Annotated in this window: 22 protein-coding genes; 20 read left to right on the plus strand and 2 right to left on the minus strand. The window is 70.7% G+C overall.

From position 1 onward, the window contains the following. Positions 1–55: 55 nt before the first annotated feature. Together RM572_RS19145 and RM572_RS19150 are read right to left on the minus strand one after the other, a co-directional pair. Complete coding sequence (locus RM572_RS19145) at positions 56–1,414, minus strand: polysialyltransferase family glycosyltransferase (RefSeq protein WP_311674582.1); 1,359 nt, start codon at positions 1,412–1,414, stop codon at positions 56–58. Beyond that, positions 1,411–2,391 carry a glycosyltransferase family 2 protein gene (locus tag RM572_RS19150; RefSeq protein ID WP_311674584.1) on the minus strand — a complete coding sequence of 327 codons (981 nt, stop codon included), beginning with the start codon at positions 2,389–2,391 and terminating at the stop codon, positions 1,411–1,413. The genes RM572_RS19145 and RM572_RS19150 overlap by 4 nt, the downstream gene beginning before the upstream one ends. Positions 2,392–2,590: 199 nt before the next feature. Here RM572_RS19150 and RM572_RS19155 point away from each other — a divergent pair, with 199 nt between their 5' ends. From RM572_RS19155 to RM572_RS19250, 20 genes are all read left to right on the plus strand, one after another. Beyond that, positions 2,591–3,976 (plus strand): DUF6716 putative glycosyltransferase, encoded by a 1,386-nt coding sequence (locus RM572_RS19155; RefSeq protein ID WP_394813650.1) that lies wholly within the window; start codon positions 2,591–2,593, stop codon positions 3,974–3,976. A gap of 116 nt (positions 3,977–4,092) precedes the next feature. Next, complete coding sequence (locus RM572_RS19160; RefSeq protein WP_311674692.1) at positions 4,093–5,355, plus strand: acylneuraminate cytidylyltransferase; 1,263 nt, start codon at positions 4,093–4,095, stop codon at positions 5,353–5,355. Positions 5,356–5,383: 28 nt separating this feature from the next. Further along, the gene (locus tag RM572_RS19165; protein ID WP_027763250.1) at positions 5,384–6,322 is read left to right on the plus strand and encodes an N-acetylneuraminate synthase family protein; all 939 of its coding nucleotides are present in this window, start codon (positions 5,384–5,386) and stop codon (positions 6,320–6,322) included. Positions 6,323–6,337: 15 nt separating this feature from the next. Next, positions 6,338–7,504, plus strand: coding sequence for a hypothetical protein (locus RM572_RS19170; RefSeq protein ID WP_311674586.1), 1,167 nt, complete (start codon positions 6,338–6,340; stop codon positions 7,502–7,504). Between the two features lie 79 nt (positions 7,505–7,583). Next, positions 7,584–8,942, plus strand: coding sequence for a hypothetical protein (locus RM572_RS19175; protein WP_311674587.1), 1,359 nt, complete (start codon positions 7,584–7,586; stop codon positions 8,940–8,942). A 108-nt stretch (positions 8,943–9,050) separates the two neighbouring features. After that, positions 9,051–9,641 (plus strand): GntR family transcriptional regulator, encoded by a 591-nt coding sequence (locus tag RM572_RS19180; protein WP_394813651.1) that lies wholly within the window; start codon positions 9,051–9,053, stop codon positions 9,639–9,641. Positions 9,642–10,011: 370 nt separating this feature from the next. Then, positions 10,012–10,230, plus strand: a complete 219-nt coding sequence (locus RM572_RS19185; protein ID WP_023531771.1) for a type II toxin-antitoxin system HicB family antitoxin — start codon at positions 10,012–10,014, stop codon at positions 10,228–10,230. Next, on the plus strand, positions 10,227–10,451 hold the full coding sequence (locus tag RM572_RS19190; RefSeq protein WP_023531770.1) for a type II toxin-antitoxin system HicA family toxin: 225 nt from the start codon (positions 10,227–10,229) through the stop codon (positions 10,449–10,451). Before RM572_RS19185 ends, RM572_RS19190 begins: the two co-directional genes overlap by 4 nt. Before the next feature lie 522 nt (positions 10,452–10,973). Continuing rightward, entirely contained in the window at positions 10,974–11,297 is a 324-nt protein-coding gene (locus tag RM572_RS19195; protein WP_311674588.1) for a hypothetical protein, read from the plus strand. A gap of 212 nt (positions 11,298–11,509) precedes the next feature. Beyond that, positions 11,510–12,274, plus strand: a complete 765-nt coding sequence (locus RM572_RS19200) for an IS5 family transposase (protein ID WP_311674589.1) — start codon at positions 11,510–11,512, stop codon at positions 12,272–12,274. 73 nt (positions 12,275–12,347) lie between these two features. Then, a complete protein-coding gene (locus RM572_RS19205; RefSeq protein WP_311674590.1) occupies positions 12,348–12,608 on the plus strand; it encodes a type II toxin-antitoxin system Phd/YefM family antitoxin in 261 nt (86 codons plus the stop codon). Continuing rightward, positions 12,605–12,859, plus strand: coding sequence for a Txe/YoeB family addiction module toxin (locus RM572_RS19210; RefSeq protein ID WP_311674591.1), 255 nt, complete (start codon positions 12,605–12,607; stop codon positions 12,857–12,859). The genes RM572_RS19205 and RM572_RS19210 overlap by 4 nt, the downstream gene beginning before the upstream one ends. 153 nt (positions 12,860–13,012) lie before the next feature. Further along, the gene (locus tag RM572_RS19215; protein ID WP_311674592.1) at positions 13,013–14,245 is read left to right on the plus strand and encodes a M20 family metallopeptidase; all 1,233 of its coding nucleotides are present in this window, start codon (positions 13,013–13,015) and stop codon (positions 14,243–14,245) included. Between the two features lie 194 nt (positions 14,246–14,439). Next, entirely contained in the window at positions 14,440–15,489 is a 1,050-nt protein-coding gene (locus RM572_RS19220) for a BMP family lipoprotein (RefSeq protein WP_311674593.1), read from the plus strand. Between the two features lie 226 nt (positions 15,490–15,715). Next, a complete protein-coding gene (locus tag RM572_RS19225) occupies positions 15,716–17,350 on the plus strand; it encodes an ABC transporter ATP-binding protein (protein WP_311674694.1) in 1,635 nt (544 codons plus the stop codon). Then, entirely contained in the window at positions 17,347–18,459 is a 1,113-nt protein-coding gene (locus tag RM572_RS19230) for an ABC transporter permease (protein WP_311674594.1), read from the plus strand. Before RM572_RS19225 ends, RM572_RS19230 begins: the two co-directional genes overlap by 4 nt. Next, a complete protein-coding gene (locus tag RM572_RS19235) occupies positions 18,456–19,748 on the plus strand; it encodes an ABC transporter permease (RefSeq protein WP_311674595.1) in 1,293 nt (430 codons plus the stop codon). The genes RM572_RS19230 and RM572_RS19235 overlap by 4 nt, the downstream gene beginning before the upstream one ends. Next, positions 19,745–20,149: a cytidine deaminase gene (locus RM572_RS19240; protein ID WP_311674596.1), complete on the plus strand. Its 405-nt coding sequence runs from the start codon at positions 19,745–19,747 to the stop codon at positions 20,147–20,149. Before RM572_RS19235 ends, RM572_RS19240 begins: the two co-directional genes overlap by 4 nt. Positions 20,150–20,188: 39 nt before the next feature. Next, positions 20,189–21,463, plus strand: a complete 1,275-nt coding sequence (locus tag RM572_RS19245) for a thymidine phosphorylase (RefSeq protein ID WP_311674597.1) — start codon at positions 20,189–20,191, stop codon at positions 21,461–21,463. A gap of 97 nt (positions 21,464–21,560) precedes the next feature. Next, positions 21,561–22,151 (plus strand): Uma2 family endonuclease, encoded by a 591-nt coding sequence (locus RM572_RS19250; protein WP_311674598.1) that lies wholly within the window; start codon positions 21,561–21,563, stop codon positions 22,149–22,151. The last annotated feature ends 43 nt before the right edge of the window (positions 22,152–22,194 follow it).

The following is a 22,194-nucleotide window of genomic DNA, read 5'->3' on the forward strand; positions in this document are numbered from 1 at the left end:
CCGCCCTGCCCGGCCCCCGGCCCCGCCGACCGGGCGTCCGCGCCGGCGGCGCGCGTCAGCCGAGGCGCCGCCGCACGCGCCGGGCCACCCGCCGCACCGCGGCGTTCCGCGGGAGGAACGCCAGCGGCGCCGGCACCGCCCCCGGCAGGGCGAGCGACGTCAGCCGCCGCCGCTTGAAGTACCGCCACGTCCCCGCGTCCAGCCGCGTCGCCAGATACCGCTCCGCCTCCGGCCGCAGCGCAGGGAGGATCTGCGCCTGCATGCAGAACCCCACCGCCCGGACCAGCGCCGCGACCGCCTCGCCGTCACCGGGGCCCGGCGCACGCCAGGCGCGCACCGCCTCCGCGTCGGCCAGGTCCGGCAACAGCGCGTCCACCAGCGTCACCGGCACCCGGTTGCTGTTCTGGTACGGCGCCAGCCGGTCCAGCAGCACGTCGGTACCCGTCCGGGCCACCGGCAGCCCGTACACGGTCGCCGCCGTCAGCAGCGCCGTGGAGAAGCAGCCGACGACGAGCGCCGGACGCAGCCGCTCGTACAGCACCTCCGCGAGCACCGGCTCGTCCCGTACACGCAGCTGCACGCCCAGCTCCCCGGCCTCCTTCTCCAGCGTGCGCGAGTAGCGGGCCGGCGCGACCGGGTGCGGCTTGAACACCACGCTGCGGTGACCGAGGCCGGCCGCGCCGCGCAGCATCCGCACGTGCAGCCGCTCCTCCTCCTCGTCGGTGAGGATGCCCAGCGCCGCCAGGTACTGGCCGAGCAGCAGTGCCGGGGCGCCCTCCCGCGTCTCCCCGGGGGCCGGATCGTCGTCCGGCAGCTCCCGCAGCACCGACCGGAACGCGTCCGTCGGCACGACCTCCGGCTCCACCCCGAACTCCGTGAGCAGCAGCGGCCGCAGCCCCGGCACCAGATCCAGATGCAGCAGCCGCCGCACCCGCGAACCGACCAGCGGGTCGAGCTTGTTGCGCGTGGGGCCGTAGCTCATCAGGCCGTCGGCGTAGACGTCGATCGGCGCGTCCGGGAAGAGCTGCGCCACGGCCAGCGCCGGATGCACCTGGATCGACTCCAGCACGAGTTCCACGGCGTCCTGCCGCTGGTCCTCGCCCAGCCCCCACAGCATGCGCAGGTGCCGCTCCCACAGCGGCGCGTCGTCCGGGCGGGGCGTCCAGCCGCCGGGGTGGAACGGGCGGATCGCGTCGTTCCACGACACCACGCGGTCGAACCGGCCGCGCAGCCGCGCGAAGCCCGGCATCCGGTCCGGCGACGGCGCCGTCTCCGGATTCGGCGCGTTGTTGCTGACCAGCAGCAGCCGCCGGTCCGCCGGCCCGAAGCACCCCGCGTCCAGCGCGGCGGCCAGCGTCGCCGCGCCGTACAGCGTCGAGACGAAGAAGATCTGCGTACGCGTCGGCGCGGTCATCGGGCCGCCACCTCCCGGGAGTCGACCGGCCTGCGCCGGAGCCTGCGCAGGCGCGTCGCGCGCTGCACGTCCATCGAGTCCAGCGCCGCGTCCAGCACGTCGGCGGGCATCCGGCGCAGCGCGGCCGCGCTCTTCCGCCGCAGCGTGCGGGCGACGTGCGGCTCGAACCGTCCGCTGGTCAGATGGTGGGAGATGATCGCGCAGTACGTGCGCACCGCCTTGGGCAGCAGCACGTCCGCGTCCCGGTCCCGCGCGGTCTCCTCGACGACCTGGTCGAAGGCGCGCAGGAAGTCCAGCTGCCGCACGTCGCCGATCTGCGTCAGCGACGAGGCGACACCGCGCCGGTAGAAGACGCCCAGCAGCCCCACCACCGCGAACGAGGCCGCCTCCCGGTGCAGCCGCCAGATCCACGGCCGGTCCTCGGCCGTGCGCAGCCCGTCGGTGAAGTGCAGCAGCCCGTCGTCCAGCAGCCGGCGGCGGTAGATCCCTGCCCAGGCGTACGCGTAGTCGACGGACGTGGAACGTTCGGCCGGCAGTATCGCCGCGCGCGGGTCGGTCACCACGCCGCGACGGCCGTGCGGCACGCGCGCGAGCGTACGGGCGCGCGCCGTGCACTGCACGTGGTCGGTCCGCAGGAAGTCGCAGCCCAGCGTGCTGATCGCGTCGACCAGCTCGCGGTAGTAGCCGGGCGCCAGCCAGTCGTCGCCGTCCAGGAACGTGATGTAGCGGCCCGTGGCCGCGTCCAGGCCGGTGTTGCGCGCGGTCGCCAGACCGCCGTTCTTCTCGTGCCGGATCAGGACCGTGCCGGGAATTTCTCTTTCCGCGCGTTCCAGAATCTCCGGAGTGGCGTCGGTGGAACAGTCGTCGACCAGAATGAACTCGTAATCCGCCCGCGCGTTGTCGCGCAGACTTCTCAGAGTTTCCGGGGCGTACGACTGCACGTTGTAGAACGGCACGATGACGGAAAGCTCAACCACCCTCGAGACGTTATGCGCCGCCCCGGCATTCGTCGTGACCTGCGCCGTACGTGAAGGTGAACTCCGGGCGGCGGAATGGTGAACCACGGCTCCGCGCTTGCCGGTTGGCCATTCAGCGGCCCGCTGTTCACCGGGTGTTGGCCATGCGTTGGGCCGTGAATCGAAACGGCTTCCTAGCGTCGTCCACGTGCCATCCCGAATTCCTTCCCACCCGCTGTCGGCCGAGCGCGTCGCCGTACTCGCCGATTCGGACACCCGCTGGAAATGGGGCGCGCTGACCGCGCGCCGCCTCGCCCCGGACGCCCGGATCGACGGCCTGCTGCTGCGCGGCCGCGCGACCCCGACCCCCCGCCAGCTCGCGGAGGTCGGCGTCGCGACCGACACGCTCCGCGAGGTGACCGGCGCGCAGTTCGTGCGCGCCGCCCTGCGCGGGGACGAGCCGTACGACGTGGTGGTCCTCGCCTGCGTGGGTGGAGCCGTGCAGGCGATGCTGCACGGGCTGGCGCGCGCCGCCGCCGAACCGGTCGGGTCTCCGGCCGCGCGCCGGCCCGTGCTGGTCACGGGATACGTCGGCATCGTCTACGAGAAGCTCGCCGACGGCCTGCTGCTCCGCCACGGCGCCGACCTGGTGCTGGCCAACTCCCGCCACGACGCGGAACGGTTCCGCGACGTCTACCGGGGCGTCGGCGCCGACGCGGGCGGCGTCGTCGAGTGCGCGCTCCCCTTCCTCGCGGACACGCCCGGCGACGACGGCGCCACCTCCGGCACGACGGGCGCCTCCGCCCCGCCCGCCGGAGGCCGACCGTTCACCGTCACCTTCGCCGTGCAGCCGTCCGTGCCCGACAACCGGGCCGACCGCGCGTACCTGCTGCGCCGGGCCGCCGAACACGCCCGCGCCCACCCCGCGCGCGAGGTCCTGATCAAGCTCCGCAGCAGGCCCGGCGAGCACACCACGCACATCGAGGAGCAGCCGTACCAGAAGCTCGCCACCCGCGTGCCCGGCGGCCTGCCCGCCAACTGCCGCCTCGTCTACGGCCACATGGGCGAGGTCCTGGACCGTACGGACCTGCTCGTCACCGTCAGCTCCACGGCCGCGCTGGAGTCCCTGCACCGCCGCGTCCCCACCGCGGTCCTCACCGACCTCGGCGTGCGTGAGGCCCTCGGCAACCACCACTTCCTCGGCTCCGGCTGCCTCGCCTCCTGGGACGAACTCGACGCCGGCCACCTGCCCGAGCCCGACCCGGAGTGGACCGCCCGCCAGGGCGTCCGCCCCGACGGCGGCTACGACGCCGCGTTCGACGCCGCCCGCGCCCGCGTCGCCGAACTCGCCTTCGCGCCCGAACTCCCGGTGCCCGCGCCGTACTACACGCCCGTCACCGCGCCCGGCTACCTGCCGCGCATCCTCGCCCGCTACGGCTTCCGACCCGACGGCTCCCCGCGCCCCGGCGCCGACCCCGGCGCCCCCGGCGCCGCGAACGGCCTCCGCGCCGTGCTGCGCACCGCCGTTCGCGAGGCCGCCCGCGGCGCGTACCGGCACGGCGTGCAGCGCGTCGCCCCCGTCATCCGCCGCATGGGGGACCTGTGACCGGCACCCACGCAACCGCCCCGCACGCCCAGACCGCCCGGCTCGCCCAGGCCGCACCGCACGACCAGGCCGCACCGCACGACCAGGCCGCACCGGCCGCGAAGGGAACCACCACCATGGCCGTACCGCAGCCGCACGGCGACGCCGCCACCGCACCGCGCGTGCTCGCCGTCATCCCCGCCCGCGGCGGCTCCAAGGGCGTGCCCGCGAAGAACCTCGCCGAGGTCGGCGGCCTGCCGCTCGTCACCCGCGCCGTCCGCGCCTGCCTCGGCGCCCCGCTGGTCACCGACGTGGCCGTCACCACCGACGACCCCGGCATCGCCGCCGCCGCGTCCGCCGCCGGCGCCGAGATCGTCGAGCGCCCCGCCGACCTCGCCGACGACCTCGCCACCAGCGAAGCCGCCGTCCTGCACGCCCTGGACACCCACGAAGCCCGCCACGGCCACGCCGTCGACGTCGTGCTCCTCGTCCAGTGCACCAGCCCCTTCGTCACCGCCGACGACGTCCACGGCGTCGCCGCCGCCGTCACCGAGCACGGCGCCGACAGCGCCCTCACCGTCGCCGCCTTCCACGGCTTCGTCTGGCGCGAGACCACTGCCGACGACGCGGCGGCGGGCGACGGCCACGGCGTCAACCACGACAAGGCGCACCGCCCCCGGCGCCAGGACCGCCCCCAGGACCACCTGGAGACCGGCGCCGCCTACGCCATGGACGTGGCCGGCTTCCGCAAGGCCGGCCACCGCTTCTTCGGCCGCACCGCACTCGTGCACACCGACCCGGCCCGCGTGCTGGAGATCGACGACCCGCACGACCTCGCCCGCGCCCGCGCCCTCGCCCCGCTCCTCGACGGCGAGGCCGTGGCCGCGACGGGCGTGCCGGCCCCCACCGCGCAAGCCGTACCGCGTCGCGACGACGTCGACGCGGTGGTACTGGACTTCGACGGCACCCAGACCGACGACAGGGTGCTCGTCGACTCCGACGGACGGGAGTTCGTCGCCGTGCACCGCGGCGACGGCCTCGGCATCGCCGCGCTCCGCCGCGACGCGCTGAAGCTCCTCATCCTGTCCACGGAGGAGAACCCGGTCGTCGCCGCACGCGCCCGCAAGCTGCGGGTCCCCGTGCTGCACGGCATCGACCGGAAGGACCTCGCCCTGAAGCAGTGGTGCGAGGAACAGGGCGTCGCGCCGGAGCGCGTGCTCTACGTCGGAAACGACGTCAACGACCTGGGCTGCTTCGGCCTCGTCGGCTGGCCCGTCGCGGTCGGCAGCGCCCACGACGTCGTACGCGGTGCCGCCCGGGCGGTCACCACCGCGCCGGGAGGCGCGGGCGCGATCCGCGAGATCGCCTCGTGGATCCTCGGCCCCTCCCTGAACAACTGATCCCCTCCTCAACAGAAAGACCCCTGCCATGACTTCGCAGAACCGCCTCCGGACCCTCGGCGACAAGACCGTCGGCCCGGGCCGCCCCGTCTACGTCACCGGCGAGATCGGGATCAACCACAACGGCGACCTCGAGAACGCCTTCGCCCTCATCGACGCCGCCGTCGAAGCCGGCTGCGACGCGGTGAAGTTCCAGAAGCGCACCCCGGAGATCTGCACCCCGCGCGACCAGTGGGACATCGAGCGCGACACCCCGTGGGGCCGGATGACGTACATCGACTACCGGCACCGCGTCGAGTTCGACGAGGACGGCTACCGCGCCATCGACGCGTACTGCACCCAGCGCGGCATCCACTGGTTCGCCTCCCCGTGGGACACCGAGGCCGTCGCCTTCCTCGAGAAGTTCGACGTCCCCGCCCACAAGGTGGCGTCCGCCTCCCTCACCGACGACGAGCTGCTGCGCGCCCTGCGCGCCACCGGCCGCACCGTCATCCTCTCCACCGGCATGTCCACCCCGAAGCAGATCCGGCACGCCGTCGAGGTGCTCGGCAGCGACAACATCGTGCTCTGCCACGCCACCTCCACCTACCCGGCCAAGGCCGACGAGCTCAACCTGCGGATGATCCACACCCTGCAGGCCGAGTTCCCCAACGTCCCCATCGGCTACAGCGGCCACGAGACCGGCCTCCAGACCACCCTCGCCGCCGTCGCCCTCGGCGCCGACTTCGTCGAACGGCACATCACCCTCGACCGCGCCATGTGGGGCAGCGACCAGGCCGCCTCCGTCGAACCCGGCGGCCTCCAGCGCCTGGTGCGCGACATCCGCACCATCGAGGACTCCCTCGGCGACGGCGTCAAGAAGGTCTACGACAGCGAACTCGCCCCGATGAAGAAGCTCCGCCGCGTCAAGGGCGTCGTCGCCGAGACCGAGGAGCAGAACGCGGACCGCGAGCCCGCCTCCGTCTGAACGGCCCCTCCCGACGTGAGAGAACGCACCGAACCCCCCGAGCCGGACGCGGCGCACGCCGTCGGGCCGGCCGGGGGGCCCGCCCCCCGGACCGACGGCACCCTCGCCTTCGTCGAGAGCCCGGTCCAGCTCCTCAACGTCCTCGAATGGGCCCACGCCCACGCCTCCCGTACGCACGGCCCCCACGCCTCCCCTCCGCACGCCTCCTCCCGTACGGCTCCCGCAGGCCCCGAACCGCTCCGCATCGTCGTCCTCCCGCCCCACGACCCCATGACCCGCGGCCAGCTCCGCCGCATGGCCGAACTCGCCCGCGACGAGGGCCACCGGGTGGACTGGACCGAGGCCCGCGGCGGCACGGGCCCGCTCAAGACCGTCGCCGCCCTCTCCCGCCCGCTGCGCCGCGCCTCCCGCGTCGTGCTCGGCGACCCCTTCTCCCGCTACGTGCAGCTCCTGCTCGCGCTCACCACCGCGCCGCGCATCGTCGTGGTCGACGACGGCACCGCCACCATGGAGTTCGTCGCCCAGCTCGCCCGCGGCGACCGCCTCACCCGCTGGCACCGCACCGGACGCGGTAGCCCCGCGGCCACCCTCTTCGCCCCAGTCTCCCGTCGCGCCCGCACGCGCCTGGTGCCGTCCGCCGCCCGCCGCGTGGACCTCTTCACCGCCATGCCCGTCTCCGACGCCGCGGCCACCCTCGGCATCACGGTCCTGCCGCACGACTTCGCCTGGACCCGCGCCCGCTTCGGCCCGCCCCGCCTCACCCGGGGCACCGACCTGATCGGCACCTCACTCGTCGAGACCGGCGTCGTCGACCTCGACCGCTACCTCGCCGCCGTCCGCGACCTCGCCCACGCCCACGGCGCCACCCGCTACTTCGCCCACCGCCGCGAGAGCGCCGACAAGCTGCACCGCGTCACCGCCGAGACCGGCCTGGAGATCGTCCGCCCCGACCTCCCCCTCGAACTCGTCGCCCGCCGCGGCCCCGTCGGCCGTACCGTCCTCAGCTTCCCCTCCACCGTCGTCCACACCCTCCCCCTCGCCCTCGCCGGCACCGACGTCCGCGTCACCACCTGCGACATCGACCCCGCCTGGCTCACCCCCGGCGCCTCCCCGCGCGCCCACACCTTCCTCACCACCATCACCACCACCGCCCCCACCCCCCGCCTCCCCACCGGCCCGTGAAGGTGGGGGAGACAGCGCGAGGAGGCCGAGCGAACCCCGAGCCGTGCGCCAGGCACGTCCCCTGACTCGACTTGAGTCGTTGATCAGGCAGAACAGTGGCTTCACCACGGACCCGCACGGCGGCTCCGAAGCCGTCCAGCACACGTACCAGTACTCGGGCGGAGGCGCCTGGCGCTACAACAACGACCCCATGACCCCGGCCAAGCAACGCACCTGGTCGATCTGGCGCGGCTACGGGAAGGTCACCCACCTCACTGGCGACGACGACAGCGATCAGCTCAAGACGGTCTCCATCTACCTGCGGGGAATGCACGGTGACCGCGTCCTCGGATCGGACGGCAAGACCCCTCAGCCCGACGAACGCAGAACCGTGAAGGTCACGGGCATCAAGGCCGGCGAGATCACCGACTCCGACCAGTACGCCGGGTACCAGCGCGAAACCGTCACCTACGACGGCGACAACGAGGTCAACGGCACCATCAACGACCCGTGGTCCAAGCGCACTGCCACCCAGCACAAGTCCTACGCCGACATCGAGGCGTACTACCTGCGGACGGCCGCCACCCACGAACGCGCCCGCATTACCAGCGGCAGCGCACCAGAGGACCGCGTCCGTACCACCAAGACCACCTACGACTCCTACGGCATGGCCGCCACCGTCCAGGACAACGGCGAGAACGCCGTCACCGGTGACGAGAAGTGCACCCGCAACTGGTACGCACGCAACGACGACCTCGGGATCAACAAGCTCATCTCCCGCGCCCGCACCGTCGCTCAACCATGCACCACGTCCGATGACGAGCTCGACCTGCCGGCCGACTCCAGCGGGCCCGGTGACGTCGTCACCGACACGGCGAAGGTCTATGACGACACTGACCAGAACGCATGGTCCGCATCTCAGGAGCCCACCAAGGGTGACGTCGTCTGGTCCGGCCGCGCCAAGTCCTACGGTTCCGACGGCACACCTGCCTGGCAGACCGTCACCAAGACCAGCTACGACGCACTCGGCAGGCCGTTGGAGATCAAGGACACCCACGGCCTCACGGCCGCCACCACCACCTACACCCCCGCCGTCAAGGGCCCCCAGACCGCCACCGTTGTCGAGAACGCCAAAGGCCATAGGACCACCAGCACCTTCGATCTGGGCACGGGCGCCCCGCTGAAGATCACCGACCCGAACAGCAAGATCACACAAACCGAATACGACAGCCTCGGTCGTCTCACCAAGGTGTGGCTGCCCAACCGGCTCAAAATACGTCAGAGCCCCAATCACACCTACGACTACAACGTCAGCAACAGCCACATGTCCTGGGTCGCCACCAGCAGCCTCAGAGGCGACGGCTCCGGGTACAACACCACCTACGCCTTCTACGACTCCCTGCTGCGCCCCCGCCAGGTCCAGGCCCCACACCCGTCGGCGGACGAATCATCTCCCTGACCCTCTACGACGACCGCCGTCTCCCGCCCCGGCAAGGGCACCTTCGTCAGTACGCGCAGCGACTTCGGCCACGCCTACGAGACCATCACCACCGACCTCGAACGCCTCATCCGCCAGGGCCACCTCACCCCCGGCGCGAAACTCCCGCCCCGCCAGCAATTGGCCGACCAGTACCAGGCACCCGTCACCGTCGTCGACGCGGCCCTGGACCGGCTCATCGACGGCCACTGGCTCCGCCGCGACGAGAACAGCACCGACGTCTACGTCCAGGACGCCGACGACCCCGCCATGGCGAACCGGCTCGCCCACGCTGCCCTGTCCCAGAAGATCGACGACGGCAGCCTCGCCGAGGGCACCGAACTCACCGCCGAGGCCGCGACTGACCTCCTCGACACGGACGCACGGACGGCACGGCAGGCACTGAATCTGCTGATCATGGAGCACAAGGCCACCCGCGTCCGACGAGGCGCCCCCTCGGGCGACGGCGGGATGAGGGTCGAGGAAGTCACCGTCATCGGACCCGGCCCAGCACAGGAAACACCAGGAACCCTGGAAGCCTTCACAGGCCCCAGCCCCGAGGAGGCGCAGGACCACATCCGCATGGACGCACTGGCAGACGCACTGGAGGACGCCATCGGCCAGATCCAGGAACTACGCGAACGACTCGACCGCCTCGAAGGCGGCCACCGCCAGGACTGATGACGGCAGGCCCGCTTGGCTGGTCAAGGATGTGCCGTGGTGAGGGTCGCGTCGATACTTTCTCTGCGGTTTCAAGGCGGGCCCGCTGACGCGGACCCGCGCGCGGCCGGATCGCGGGACCGGCCGCTACGGCGCCGCCCCTCGGCCGAGCGCCGGCCCCTGGCCGCGCAAGATCAGCACCCCGGAACGGCCTGGAAGCCACCAGAACACGCGACGCGTCAGCGCCCCGGCAGATCGGACCAGCCACAGGCGAGCCTTTACCGGGTGCAGGTGGAGGTCAACCGCTTCGCCGGGTCAACGCGGCCATCGGCGGGGGTGACGGCGGGGGAAGCTGCTGACCGGTGGGGGCGGTGCGTGCCAGACTGGCGGCATGGCCACTGATGCACTGCACTTGACTGCCGCGATCACCCACGAGGGCGAGTGGTATGTGGCGCGCTGTCTCCAGGTCGAGGTAGCCTCCCAGGGTGAGACCATCGAGGAGTCCCTGGAGAACCTCCGCGAAGCGCTGGAGCTCTACTTCGAGGACGCTCCCGCCCCCGAGGTGACCGATGTGATCACCGCCCCTGTGGAAGTGCGGCGCGCCGCGTGAGCCCCGCTGTCCCCACGGGTCTCTCTGGAGCCGCAGTAGCGAAGGCCCTGGAGCGGGGCGGGTTCGAGTACGTCTCCACCCGTGGCAGCCACGCCAAGTACCGCAGCGGAGAGCGGACCGCCATCGTCCCTCTCCACCGCAGTCTCGCACCCGGAACCCTCCGCTCCATCCTCCGCCAGGCCAACTGGACTGTCGATGACCTTCAGGCGCACCTGAAGTAGCCGGCCACCGGTTCTGACGGCAACGCTGACGGCAACCGGACCCGTCAACGGCATACGCCTGCGGACTTCCCCGGACACACGGATCGGCGCTGACCTGCAAAAACGCAGATCATAAGCCCCTGTCTAGCACACGTACTATGTGCTAGCGGGCGAGACCCCCGATCCTCGTTCACAACAGCAACTGCGGCATTCGCAAACACGACAAAGCCCGAGGTGCTGCAGGTGTCGATGAGATGACGGCGACGTTCGAAAAGTTCTACGACAAGTCTGACATCTACAGCGAGAGCTGCGGAAATGGACTTGATTTGTGGACTCCTTACGGTAGGCGTCAAGTGGACATCGCGGTCCGCAACCCGAACGGAAACCTTCACCTTTATGAGGTGAAGGTGAATAAATCGAATTACACAAGGGGTCAGCGAAGGAAGGACGAATGGCTAGCGAAGTCGTACGGGTTTGAAACCTCAGTCGTCCGGCGCGGTACAGAGTGTCCAATGTGCAACCCCTAACCTGAGAGAATGGCCTGTGAGCAGTGACTTCGGCTTCTGGAAGCGCTCTTCCGGGAACCCTGAGGAAGTTTTCGACAGCCTCGATGAGGGTGTCACCGGCGACCTTGTCGTGAGCCCCGACGTGTTGCGGTTCCGAGAGGAACTGCTGGCTAGGTGGTCAGATGTGGACGACGTTCTGGAGCCGTCTCGATTTGACCTGGAAGAGGAACCGGATGACGCGGGAAAGTACGTCCTCCTGACCCTCTCGGTTCGCCAGCTGGATTATCTCCCGGAGATTCTTGACATGGCGAAGAGGAACGGCCTCGTCGGATTCAGTGGAGTTGCAGGCGAGCCGATTTAGGCTTCCAGCTTGTTACGCATCCAAGCGCAAAGATGTGGCCCCTTTTCGGTGTCGCCTACAGGGGCCGTTTTGCGGCCTGACGGCAGTGAGCTGATTCCAACCTGGTTGGGTGGCTGTGCAGTTGTGCCGTAGGGGGCCGGTGTCCGGACGTGGAGAAGCTCCTGGTAGACGGGTTCACGACCAAGATCACCTGTCCCACCAGGAGCTTCCGCGTGCTTGTCTACCCGTCCGGCATCGATGTGTCCACCTCGACCCTGCGCTACCTGTCCGCCCGCCTGCGAACCCGGCGCCGGGAATGCGGAACACGGTGGCGCCGGTTGAGCGCGGGCCGCCAGGCTCTGCTCGTGCTCGCGCACCTGCGCTGCGGCCACACCTACGCCCAGCTCGCCGCGGGGTTCGGTGTCGGTACCGCCACCGCGTACCGGTACATCGCCGAGGCCATCGAGGTCCGCGCCGCCCTCGCACCGAGCCTCGCCGAAGCGATGAAGACCGCCTCCACCAAGGCGTACGTGATCCTGGACGGCACACTGCTGCCGATCGACCGCATCTCTGCCGACCGGCCCTTCTACTCCGGGAAACACAAGAAGCACGGCATGAACGTCCAGGTCATCACCGACCCGGCAGGCCGACTGCTCTGGGCCTCGCCCGCGCTGCCCGGAGCCGTCCACGACATCAAGGCCGCGCGAACCCACGGCATCATCCACGCTCTGACCGAAGCGGGCGTGCGGTGCTGGGCCGACAAGGCATACCGGGGCGCCGACGGCACCATACGCGTGCCCTACTGGGGCCGTTGGGCAAAGCTGTCCGCAGGTCAGCAGGCCGTGAACCGCTCCCACGCGAAGATCCGCGCGCTCGTCGAGCAGGCCATGGCCACCCTCAAGACCTGGCGGCTCCTGCGCAAGCTCCGCTGCAGCACCACCCGCATCACCAGCCTCGTCCAGGCCGTCCTCGCCCTGCACCTGACCTGCTCAAACTGAGGTTGAAATCAGCTCACTGCCACTCTTCCACAGTGGTACGATTTCTTGTACCATTGTGGAGTAGGAGGCCGTCGTGTCGATCACCGCCAGCGAGGCGCGTAAGAACCTGTTCCCGCTGATCGAGAAGGTCAACGACGACCGGGCGCCGATACACATCACCTCGCGCAACGGCAATGCCGTGCTGATCTCCGAAGAGGACTACACCTCGTGGCAGGAGACGATCTACCTCATGCGGTCGCCGGCCAATGCGCGGCGCCTGGCCGAGTCGGTCGCGGAGGCCGAGCGTGGCAACGTCGAGCCCCGTGAGCTGATCGACGTGGACGAGGTCGAGTGAAGACGGTGTTCACTGAGCAGGGTTGGGGCGACTACGTGCACTGGGCCGAAACGGACCGGCGCATGGTCAGGCGGATCAACCGGCTCATTGAAGAGAGCAAGCGCGACCCGTTCGGAGGCATCGGAAAGCCGGAGCCGCTCAAGGGCGACCTGAGCGGCTACTGGTCGCGGAGAATCGACGAGGAGCACCGGCTGGTGTACCGGGCGAAGGGGGACGAGTTGATCATCGTGCAGGCGCGGTACCACTACTGAGGGGCCGCGTGCGGGGTACTCGGGGAAAAACGAGAGGCATACCCAACCCAGAGTGGCCGTAACCGCCTCGCAGTGTAGTTTTCGGTCGCTGACGGGGATGAAATTTCGGTGATCAACTGTCAGTCCCCCCATGGATGGGCCTACGCTCCGGACATGAACCAACTCCTGTCCCCGGAGCCGGCGGCAGCGGCCGTCGGCATGTCCGCACTGCCCGGAACGCTGCCGGAGTCCCTCCGTGAGGAGCTCGTCGCCTTCCGCCGCGACCTTCACATGCACCCCGAGCTCGGGCATCAGGAGTTCCGCACGACCGCCGCGATCAAGGCGCGGCTGGAGGAGGCGGGGCTGGAGCCCCGGACGCTGTCCCTCGGCACGGGGCTGATCTGCGACATCGGGGGAGAGGTCGGCGGGGACGCCCTCGCGATCCGGGCGGACATCGACGCGCTGCCCATCCCGGACACCAAGGACGTGCCGTACCGGTCCACGATCGCCGACCGGGCGCACGCCTGCGGCCACGACGTGCATACCACCGTCGTGCTCGGCGCCGGGCTGGTGCTGGCGGAGCTGGCGAAGCGGGACCTGCTGCCGCGGCCCGTGCGGCTGATCTTCCAGCCGGCTGAGGAGGTGCTGCCGGGCGGCGCCACGGACGCCATGGAGTGCGGCGTGCTGGACGGCGTCGGCCGGATCATCGCCGTGCACTGCGACCCCCGTGTGGACGCCGGGAAGATCGGCCTGCGCACCGGCCCGATCACGTCCGCCTGCGACCGCCTGGAGGTGTCGCTGACCGGGCCGGGCGGCCACACCGCCAGACCGCACCTGACGACGGACCTGGTCACCGCCGCCGCGAAGCTGGTCACCGAGGTGCCCGCGCTGCTGGGCCGCCGGGTCGACGCCCGTTCCGGGCTGTCCCTGACCTGGGGGCGCATCGAGTCCGGGCACGCCTGCAACGTCATCCCGCAGCGGGCGGAGCTCTCGGCGACCGTGCGCTGCCTGGACCTGCCCGCCTGGCGCGAGGCGCCCGATGTGGTGCACGCGGCGATCGACGAGGTCGCGACGCTGCACCGGGCCAAGTCGACGATCGACTACGTGCGCGGCGTCCCGCCCGTCGTCAACGAGGTCAAGAGCACCGAGCTGCTGCGTGACGCGATGGTCGCGCGCGGCGGCGAGTACGCGGTCGAGACGACGGAGCAGAGTCTCGGCGGCGAGGACTTCTCCTGGTACCTGGAGCAGGTGCCGGGCGCCATGGCGCGGCTCGGGGTGCGGACCCCGGGGGACCGGACCAGGCGGGACCTTCATCAGGGCGACTTCGACGCCGACGAGAAGGCGATCACCGTGGGTGTGGAGCTGTTCACCGCCGCCGCGCTGCTCAGTGCCGGACGCCTGCCGTAGCCCTCTGACCTGCGCGGATGCAGAGCCCCGCCGGGGCCGTGGGAGGGGTGTCCGACCAGCGGCGCACACCCGCTAGACACCGATCCGATAACGGCCGTCGGACGGGGCTTTACCCCAGATCTACGCGCGTTAATCTGACCCGGAACAGCCAGCGCCGGGAAGAGGCGCTTCCGAGAGACGAAGGGAACGTCCTCTTGCGTCGGGTATCCAAGCTTGCAGCCGCGGTCAGCGCCACCGCGGTCCTCGCGCTGACGGCCACTGCGTGTGGCGAGAGCTCCACCGAGTCGGGCAGCGGCGAGAAGGACAAGGGCATCGGCCTGGCCTTCGACGTCGGCGGTGCCGACGACCACTCCTTCAACCAGTCCGCGAACCGCGGCGCGGAGAAGGCCTCGAAGGAGTTCGACATCCCCCTCGAGACCGTCACGGCCGGCAACAACGAGACCGAGTCGCAGCGCGAGCAGCGCCTCACCCAGCTGGCCTCGGCCGGCTACAACCCGGTCATCGGCGTCGGCTTCGCCTACGGCAAGTCGATCGAGAAGGTCTCCAAGGAATTCCCGAAGACCACCTTCGGCGTCGTCGACTCCGTGGTCGAGGGCGAGGAGAAGAACGTCGACAGCATGGTGTTCTCCGAGCACGAGGGTTCCTACCTCGCCGGTGTCGCCGCCGCGCTGAAGACCAAGACCGACAAGGTCGGCTTCATCGGCGGCGTGGACAACGCGCTGATCCAGAAGTTCGAGGCGGGCTTCGCGCAGGGCGTGGAGGACACGGGCAAGGACGTCCAGGTCGTCACCGAGTACCTGTACCCGAACAACCCGAAGGGCTTCAACGACCCCGCCGCCGCCAAGGAGAAGGCGAAGGGGATGCTCTCCCGGGACATCGACGTCGTCTACAGTGCCGCGGGCCAGTCCGGCGCGGGCTCGATCGAGGCCATCCACGACGAGGGCGACGGCGCCTGGGCGATCGGTGTCGACTCCGACCAGTACCAGCAGCCGGGCCTGGCGGAGTACAAGGACGTCATCCTCACCTCCGTGGTGAAGAACGTCGACGTCGCGGTCTACGACCTGATCAAGAGCGTGCACGAGGGCGACCCGATCACCGGCGTGAACTCGTACACCCTCAAGGAGGACGGCGTCTCGCTCGCCACCTCCGGCGGCTTCATCGACGACATCATGCCGAAGATCGAAGAGGCCAAGACGAAGATCACCAGCGGCGAGGTCAAGGTCAGCGACACCCCCGAGAAGTGACGGGTCCGCTCGACCGGGTCACCTGACCCGCGTGGCGTGGGCCCGGCGCGGAGGGCGCAGCACCGCCCTCCGCACCGGGCCCGCTTTCTCGGCGGAACGCTACGCGCGTAGCGTGCCTCGCACGCCACCACGCGCGATACCGTCACTCCCGCCCCACACGACACGCGTCACCCGCCCAGCCCACACATCTCACTCCTTCGCCCGGTCCCTCCGAGGAGAGTGCGTCATCAAAGCGTCCAGCAGCAGCCCCACGGCAGCCGGCCCACCGGCAGACAGCGCACCTGCCGTCGAGCTCCACGGCATCACCAAGCGGTTCCCCGGCGTCGTGGCCAACCACGACATCGACATCACCGTCCGGCGCGGCACCGTGCACGCCCTCGTCGGGGAGAACGGCGCCGGCAAGTCGACCCTGATGAAGATCCTCTACGGCATGCAGGCGCCGGACGAGGGCAACATCACCGTCGCAGGCGAGAAGGTCTCCTTCCGTACGCCCGCCGACGCCATCGCCCGCGGCATCGGCATGGTGCACCAGCACTTCATGCTCGCCGACAACCTCACGGTGCAGGAGAACGTCGTCCTCGGCGCCGAGAAGCTGCACGGCATCGGCGGCGGCGCGCGCCGGAAGATCACGGAACTCTCCGACGCGTACGGCCTGGCGATCCGCCCGGACGTGCTCGTCGAGGAACTCGGCGTCGCCGACCGGCAGCGCGTGGAGATCCTCAAGGTCCTCTACCGCGGCGCCAGCACGCTCATCCTCGACGAGCCCACGGCCGTGCTCGTGCCGCAGGAGGTCGACGCCCTGTTCGACAACCTGCGCGAGCTCAAGGCCGAGGGCCTCACCGTCATCTTCATCTCGCACAAGCTGGGCGAGGTGCTGACCGTCGCGGACGACATCACCGTCATCCGGCGCGGCACCACGGTCGCCTCCCTGCACCCGTCCGAGACCACCCCCAAGCAGCTCGCCGAGCTGATGGTCGGCAGCGAACTCCCGTCCCCGGAGACCCGCGAGTCGACCGTCACCGACGTCGAGATGCTGAAGGTCGACGAGCTGCACCTGTCCGCCACCGACCCGGACGGCAGCGTCCGCGCGGTCCTGGACGGCATCACCTTCACCATCCGCAAGGGCGAGGTGCTCGGCGTCGCCGGCGTCGAGGGCAACGGACAGGCCGAACTGGTCGAGGCCGTCATGGGCCTGCGCGACCCCGACGGCGGCAGCGTCACCCTCGACGGCCAGGACATCTCCCACCGGCCCACCCGCACCCGCCGCGAGGCGGGCATCGGCTACATCCCCGAGGACCGGCACCGGCACGGCCTGCTGCTGGAGGCCCCGCTGTGGGAGAACCGCATGCTGGGGCACGTCACCGAGGCGCCCAACAGCCGCGGCGCACTCCTCGACATCAAGGCCGCCCGCACCGACACCGCGCGCATCGTCACCGACTACGACGTCCGGACGCCCGGCATCGAGGTCACCGCGGCCAGCCTCTCCGGCGGCAACCAGCAGAAGCTGATCGTCGGCCGCGAGATGAGCCACCACCCCAAGCTGCTGATCGCCGCCCACCCCACCCGCGGCGTGGACGTCGGCGCGCAGGCGCAGATCTGGGACCAGATCCGCGAGGCGCGCCGCGAAGGACTGGCGGTCCTGCTGATCTCCGCCGACCTGGACGAGCTGATCGGGCTCTCCGACACCCTGCGGGTGATGTACCGCGGCCGCCTGGTCGCGGACGCCGACCCCGCCACCATCACCCCTGAGGAGTTGGGCTCCGCCATGACCGGCGCCGCCAGCGGCCACCTCGAAGCGTCCGAGAGCGGCTCCGCCGCAGGCGTCGAGGACGAGACGGGCGAGGGAGGGAAGCGGCTGTGAAGTCGTTCAAGCTCGACAAGAACCGCCTGATCCTCGGCCTCGCCGCCCCCCTGCTGGCCCTCGTGGCCGCCGTCGTCATCACCTCGGTCGTCCTGCTGGCCACCGGCAAGGACCCGCTCTACGCGTACTCGGTGATGCTCGACTACGGCTCCAAGAGCGACAGCCAGGTCTGGATCATCAACAAGGCGATCCCGTACTACCTGTCCGCGCTGGCCGTCGCCATCGGCTTCCGGATGAACCTCTTCAACATCGGCGTGGACGGCCAGTACCGCATCGCCGCGTTCTTCGCGGCCGTCGTCGGCGGCGCGCTGACGCTGCCCGGGCTGGTGCAGATCCCGCTGATCATCCTGGTCGCGGTCGTCGTCGGCGCGATCTGGTCCGGCATCGCGGGCTTCCTGAAGGTGACCCGCGGCGTCAGCGAGGTCATCACCACGATCATGCTGAACTTCATCGCCGCCTCCTTCATCGGCTACTTCCTCCAGGAAGGCCGGCTGGCGGTCAAGGACGGCAACCTCTTCCACACGCCGAACATCCCCGAGTCCAGCCACTTCTTCTTCCTGCCGACCAGCCCCGACCCGATCAACGGCTTCGTCTTCCTCGCCGCCGCCGTCGGCCTCGGCTACTGGTTCATGCTCAACCGCACCCGCTTCGGCTTCGACCTGCGCTCCGTGGGCCGCTCGGAGTCGGCCGCGCAGGCCAGCGGCGTCAGCGTGAAGAAGATGGTCGTCACCTCGATGGTGCTCTCGGGCGCGGCCGCCGGCCTGGTCGGCATGCCGATCCTGCTGGGCGAGGTCCACAACTACGGCAACGACTTCCCCGCCGGCATCGGCTTCACCGGCATCGCGCTCGCGCTGCTGGGCCGCAACAACGCGGTCGGCATGGCGTTCGCCGCCCTGCTGTGGGGCTTCCTCGACCGCACCGGCGGCCGGCTGGAGATCGAGGACTACGCGTCGGAGACCGTCGAGGTCATGAAGGGCGTCATCGTCCTCTGCGTGGTCATCGCCTACGAACTCGTCCGCCGCTACGGCCTCCGCCGCCAGCAGCGCACGGTCGGCGAGCAGCTCGCCAAGCAGGCCCGTAAGAACGACAAGGCGGAGGTGTCCGCGTGAGCACGAACCTCTCCGCCAAGGTCTCGGAGTCCCTCTCCTCGAAGGGGAAGGACACTGCGCCGCGCCGCAGGCTGTCCTGGCCGTGGATCCTGCTCGTCATCGCCGGCGCGCTGCTGCTGCTGTCCACACTCCGCGAGATCACCGGCGTCGGTGGCCTCACCGGCTTCGGCACCTACTCCACCGCGCTGAGCTGGTCGGTCCCCATCGGCCTGGCCGGCCTCGGCGGGCTCTGGTCCGAACGCGCCGGCGTCATCAACATCGGCCTCGAAGGCATGATGATCATCGGCACGTTCACGGCCGGCTGGATCGGCTGGCAGTACGGGCCGTGGGCCGCGGTCGTCGCCGGCATGGCCGGCGGCGCGCTCGGCGGCCTCGTGCACGCCATGGCCACCGTCACCTTCGGCGTCGACCACATCGTCTCCGGTGTGGCCGTGAACATCCTGGCGCTCGGCGCCACCCAGTTCCTCGCCAAGCAGTTCTTCGGCACCCCCGGCAGCGAAGCGGCCCTGGCCGGCGGCAACGACCGGCAGTCCCCGCCCATCGAGGACATGTCGGAGTTCTCCGTACCCCTGCTGGCCGACTGGCTCGCCTCACTGGAGGAACAGGGCTGGTTCTTCGTCTCCGACACCGCCGGCATCGCCCGCGCCGCAGTCGACAGCGTCTCCTGGGTGACGCTGCTCGCCGCCGGACTCTTCGTGATGACGTTCTTCGTGCTGTGGCGCTCGTCCTTCGGCCTCCGGCTCCGCTCCTGCGGCGAGAACCCGGTCGCCGCCGAGTCGCTGGGCGTCAACGTCTACAAGTACAAGTACGCGGCCATCACCATGTCCGGCGCGCTCGCCGGCCTCGGCGGCGCGTTCCTGGCCCTCTACGTGCACCACTACCAGGAGGACCAGACCGGCGGCCGTGGCTACATCGGCCTCGCCACCATGATCTTCGGCAACTGGCGTCCCGGCGGCGTCGCCATGGGCGCCGGTATCTTCGGCTTCATGGACGGCACCCAGCTCCGCGGCGGCGGCACCACCATCCACGCGCTGCTGCTCGTCTTCGCGGTGCTGCTCGTCGGCTACGGCCTGTGGAAGCTCTACAAGGGCTCGCGGACCGGCGGCATGGTCGCCGTCGCGTCCGGGATCCTCGTCGCCCTCTGGTACGCCGCCACCGACACCGTGCCGCGCGAGATCGTCGAGGCGAGCCCGTACATCACCACCCTCCTCGTGCTGTGTCTGGCGACCCAGCGGCTACGGGTGCCGAAGACCATCGGCAAGCCGTACCGGAAGGGCCAGGGCACGTGAGCGTGCACGCTCCGGACACCGACTGGGAGGCCCTGCGGGAGCGGGCCCGGGACGCCATGTCCCGGGCCTACGCCCCCTACTCGGGCTTCCCGGTCGGCGCCGCCGCCCTCGTCGACGACGGCCGCACGGTCTCCGGCTGCAACGTGGAGAACGCGGCGTACGGCGTCGCGCTGTGCGCCGAGTGCGGCCTCGTCTCCGAGCTGGTGGCGACCGGCGGCGGCCGGCTCACCGCCTTCACCTGCTGCGACCGCAACGGCGCCCGCCTCATGCCGTGCGGGCGCTGCCGCCAGCTGCTGTGGGAGCACGGCGGCCCCGAACTGCTGCTGGACACCGCGCGCGGCGTACGGCCGCTGTCCGAGCTGCTGCCGGACGCGTTCGGGCCCGACGACCTCGCCCGCTGACCGCCCGCCTCCACGAACCCTCCCCGGCTTAAGGAACTCATGGACGCCATCTCCGTCATCCGCGCCAAGCGCGACGGGCACCCGCTGAGCGACGAGCAGATCGACTGGGTCATCGACGCGTACACCCGCGGCGCCGTCGCCGACGAGCAGATGTCCGCCCTCGCCATGGCGATCCTCCTCAACGGCATGACACGGGCGGAGATCGCCCGCTGGACGGCCGCGATGATCGCCTCCGGCGAGCGGATGGACTTCTCCTCCCTCGCCCGCCCCACCGCCGACAAGCACTCCACCGGCGGCGTCGGCGACAAGATCACCCTGCCGCTCGCCCCGCTCGTGGCCGCCTGCGGCGCGGCCGTCCCGCAGCTCTCCGGCCGCGGCCTCGGCCACACCGGCGGCACCCTCGACAAGCTGGAGTCGATCCCCGGCTGGCGGGCCTCGCTGAGCAACGCCGAGATGCTGGGCATCCTCGACTCCGCCGGCGCGGTGGTCTGCGCGGCCGGAGACGGCCTCGCGCCCGCCGACAAGAAGCTCTACGCGCTGCGCGACGTGACCGGCACGGTCGAGGCCATCCCGCTGATCGCCAGCTCCATCATGAGCAAGAAGATCGCCGAGGGCACCGGTTCGCTGGTGCTGGACGTGAAGGTCGGCTCCGGCGCCTTCATGAAGACCGTCGAGGACGCCCGCGAACTGGCCTCCACCATGGTCGGCCTCGGCACCGACCACGGGGTGCGGACCGTCGCGCTGCTCACCGACATGTCCACGCCGCTCGGCCGCACGGCCGGCAACGCCCTCGAGGTGCGCGAGTCGGTCGAGGTCCTGGCGGGCGGGGGACCGGCGGACGTGGTCGAGCTGACCCTCGCGCTGGCGCGCGAGATGCTCGCCGCGGCCGGGCTGCCGGACGCCGACCCCGCGAAGGCGCTCGCCGACGGCTCCGCGATGGACGTGTGGCGCCGCATGATCGCCGCCCAGGGCGGCGACCCCGACGCGGACCTGCCCGTCGCCCGCGAGCAGCACGTGGTCACCGCCCCGACGAGCGGCGTCCTCACCTCACTGGACGCGTACGCCGTCGGCGTCGCCGCCTGGCGCCTCGGCGCGGGCCGCGCCCGCAAGGAGGACCCGGTCCAGGCCGGTGCGGGCGTCGAGCTGCACGCCAAGCCGGGGGAGCGGGTGGAGGCGGGCGCCCCGCTGATGACGCTGCACACCGACACCCCGGAGAAGTTCGACTACGCGCTCGCCGCGCTCGACGACGCCTTCGCCCTCGGCGACACGGCGGTCGACGTCCCGGCGTCCGTGGTGCTGGAACGTATCGCCTGACCTGCGACGCTCTCGTTCGGGTGAACGGGGCCGGTGGACCCCCACCGGCCCCGTTCGGCATGATGGCATCGGTGACGCATCGATAGAGGAGACTGCCATGACCGCACTCCCCGTCGACCACCGGCCGGACGACGGCTTCGGGTGGGATGACGCCGTGCGCCTCTGGGAAGGCACGAAGGCGCCCGAGGGCAGCAAGGTGGAGATCATCGAGGGGATCGTCACCGTGGCACCACCGCCCGCCAACGCGCGCAACGTCACCGCCGAACTCGTTCAGCGCCTGCTCTACTCAGTGATTCCTACGGACTGGGGTGTCTATCAGACACAGGGATTGACAGTGCCGACGGAACGAGGGCTGTACATTCCCGACCTCGCCGTCGTTCCCCGCGACGTGCTCGACGCCCCTGGGAACCGCGTACCGGCGGAGGCTGCGCAGCTCGTCGTGGAGATCACTTCGCGGGGCAACGCGAACCACGACCGGATCAGCAAGGTGCATGGTTACGCTCAGGCCGAGGTGCCCCTCTATCTCCTGCTCGACCCGTGGCAGTCGGACAAGCCCACCGGCACACTCTTCGGTGAGCCGCGAGGCGGCACCTACCGTGTGCTCGACTCCGTCGAGTACGGAGGCACGATCCGGCTGCCGGAGCCCTTCGGCGTAGACATCGACACCGCCGACTTCCCGCTCAACTGACGACGGGCCCGACGGACAGGACGACGGGCCCGCATCCCGTACC

The organism is Streptomyces hazeniae, assembly GCF_031845485.1.
Lineage (GTDB): Bacteria > Actinomycetota > Actinomycetes > Streptomycetales > Streptomycetaceae > Streptomyces > Streptomyces hazeniae.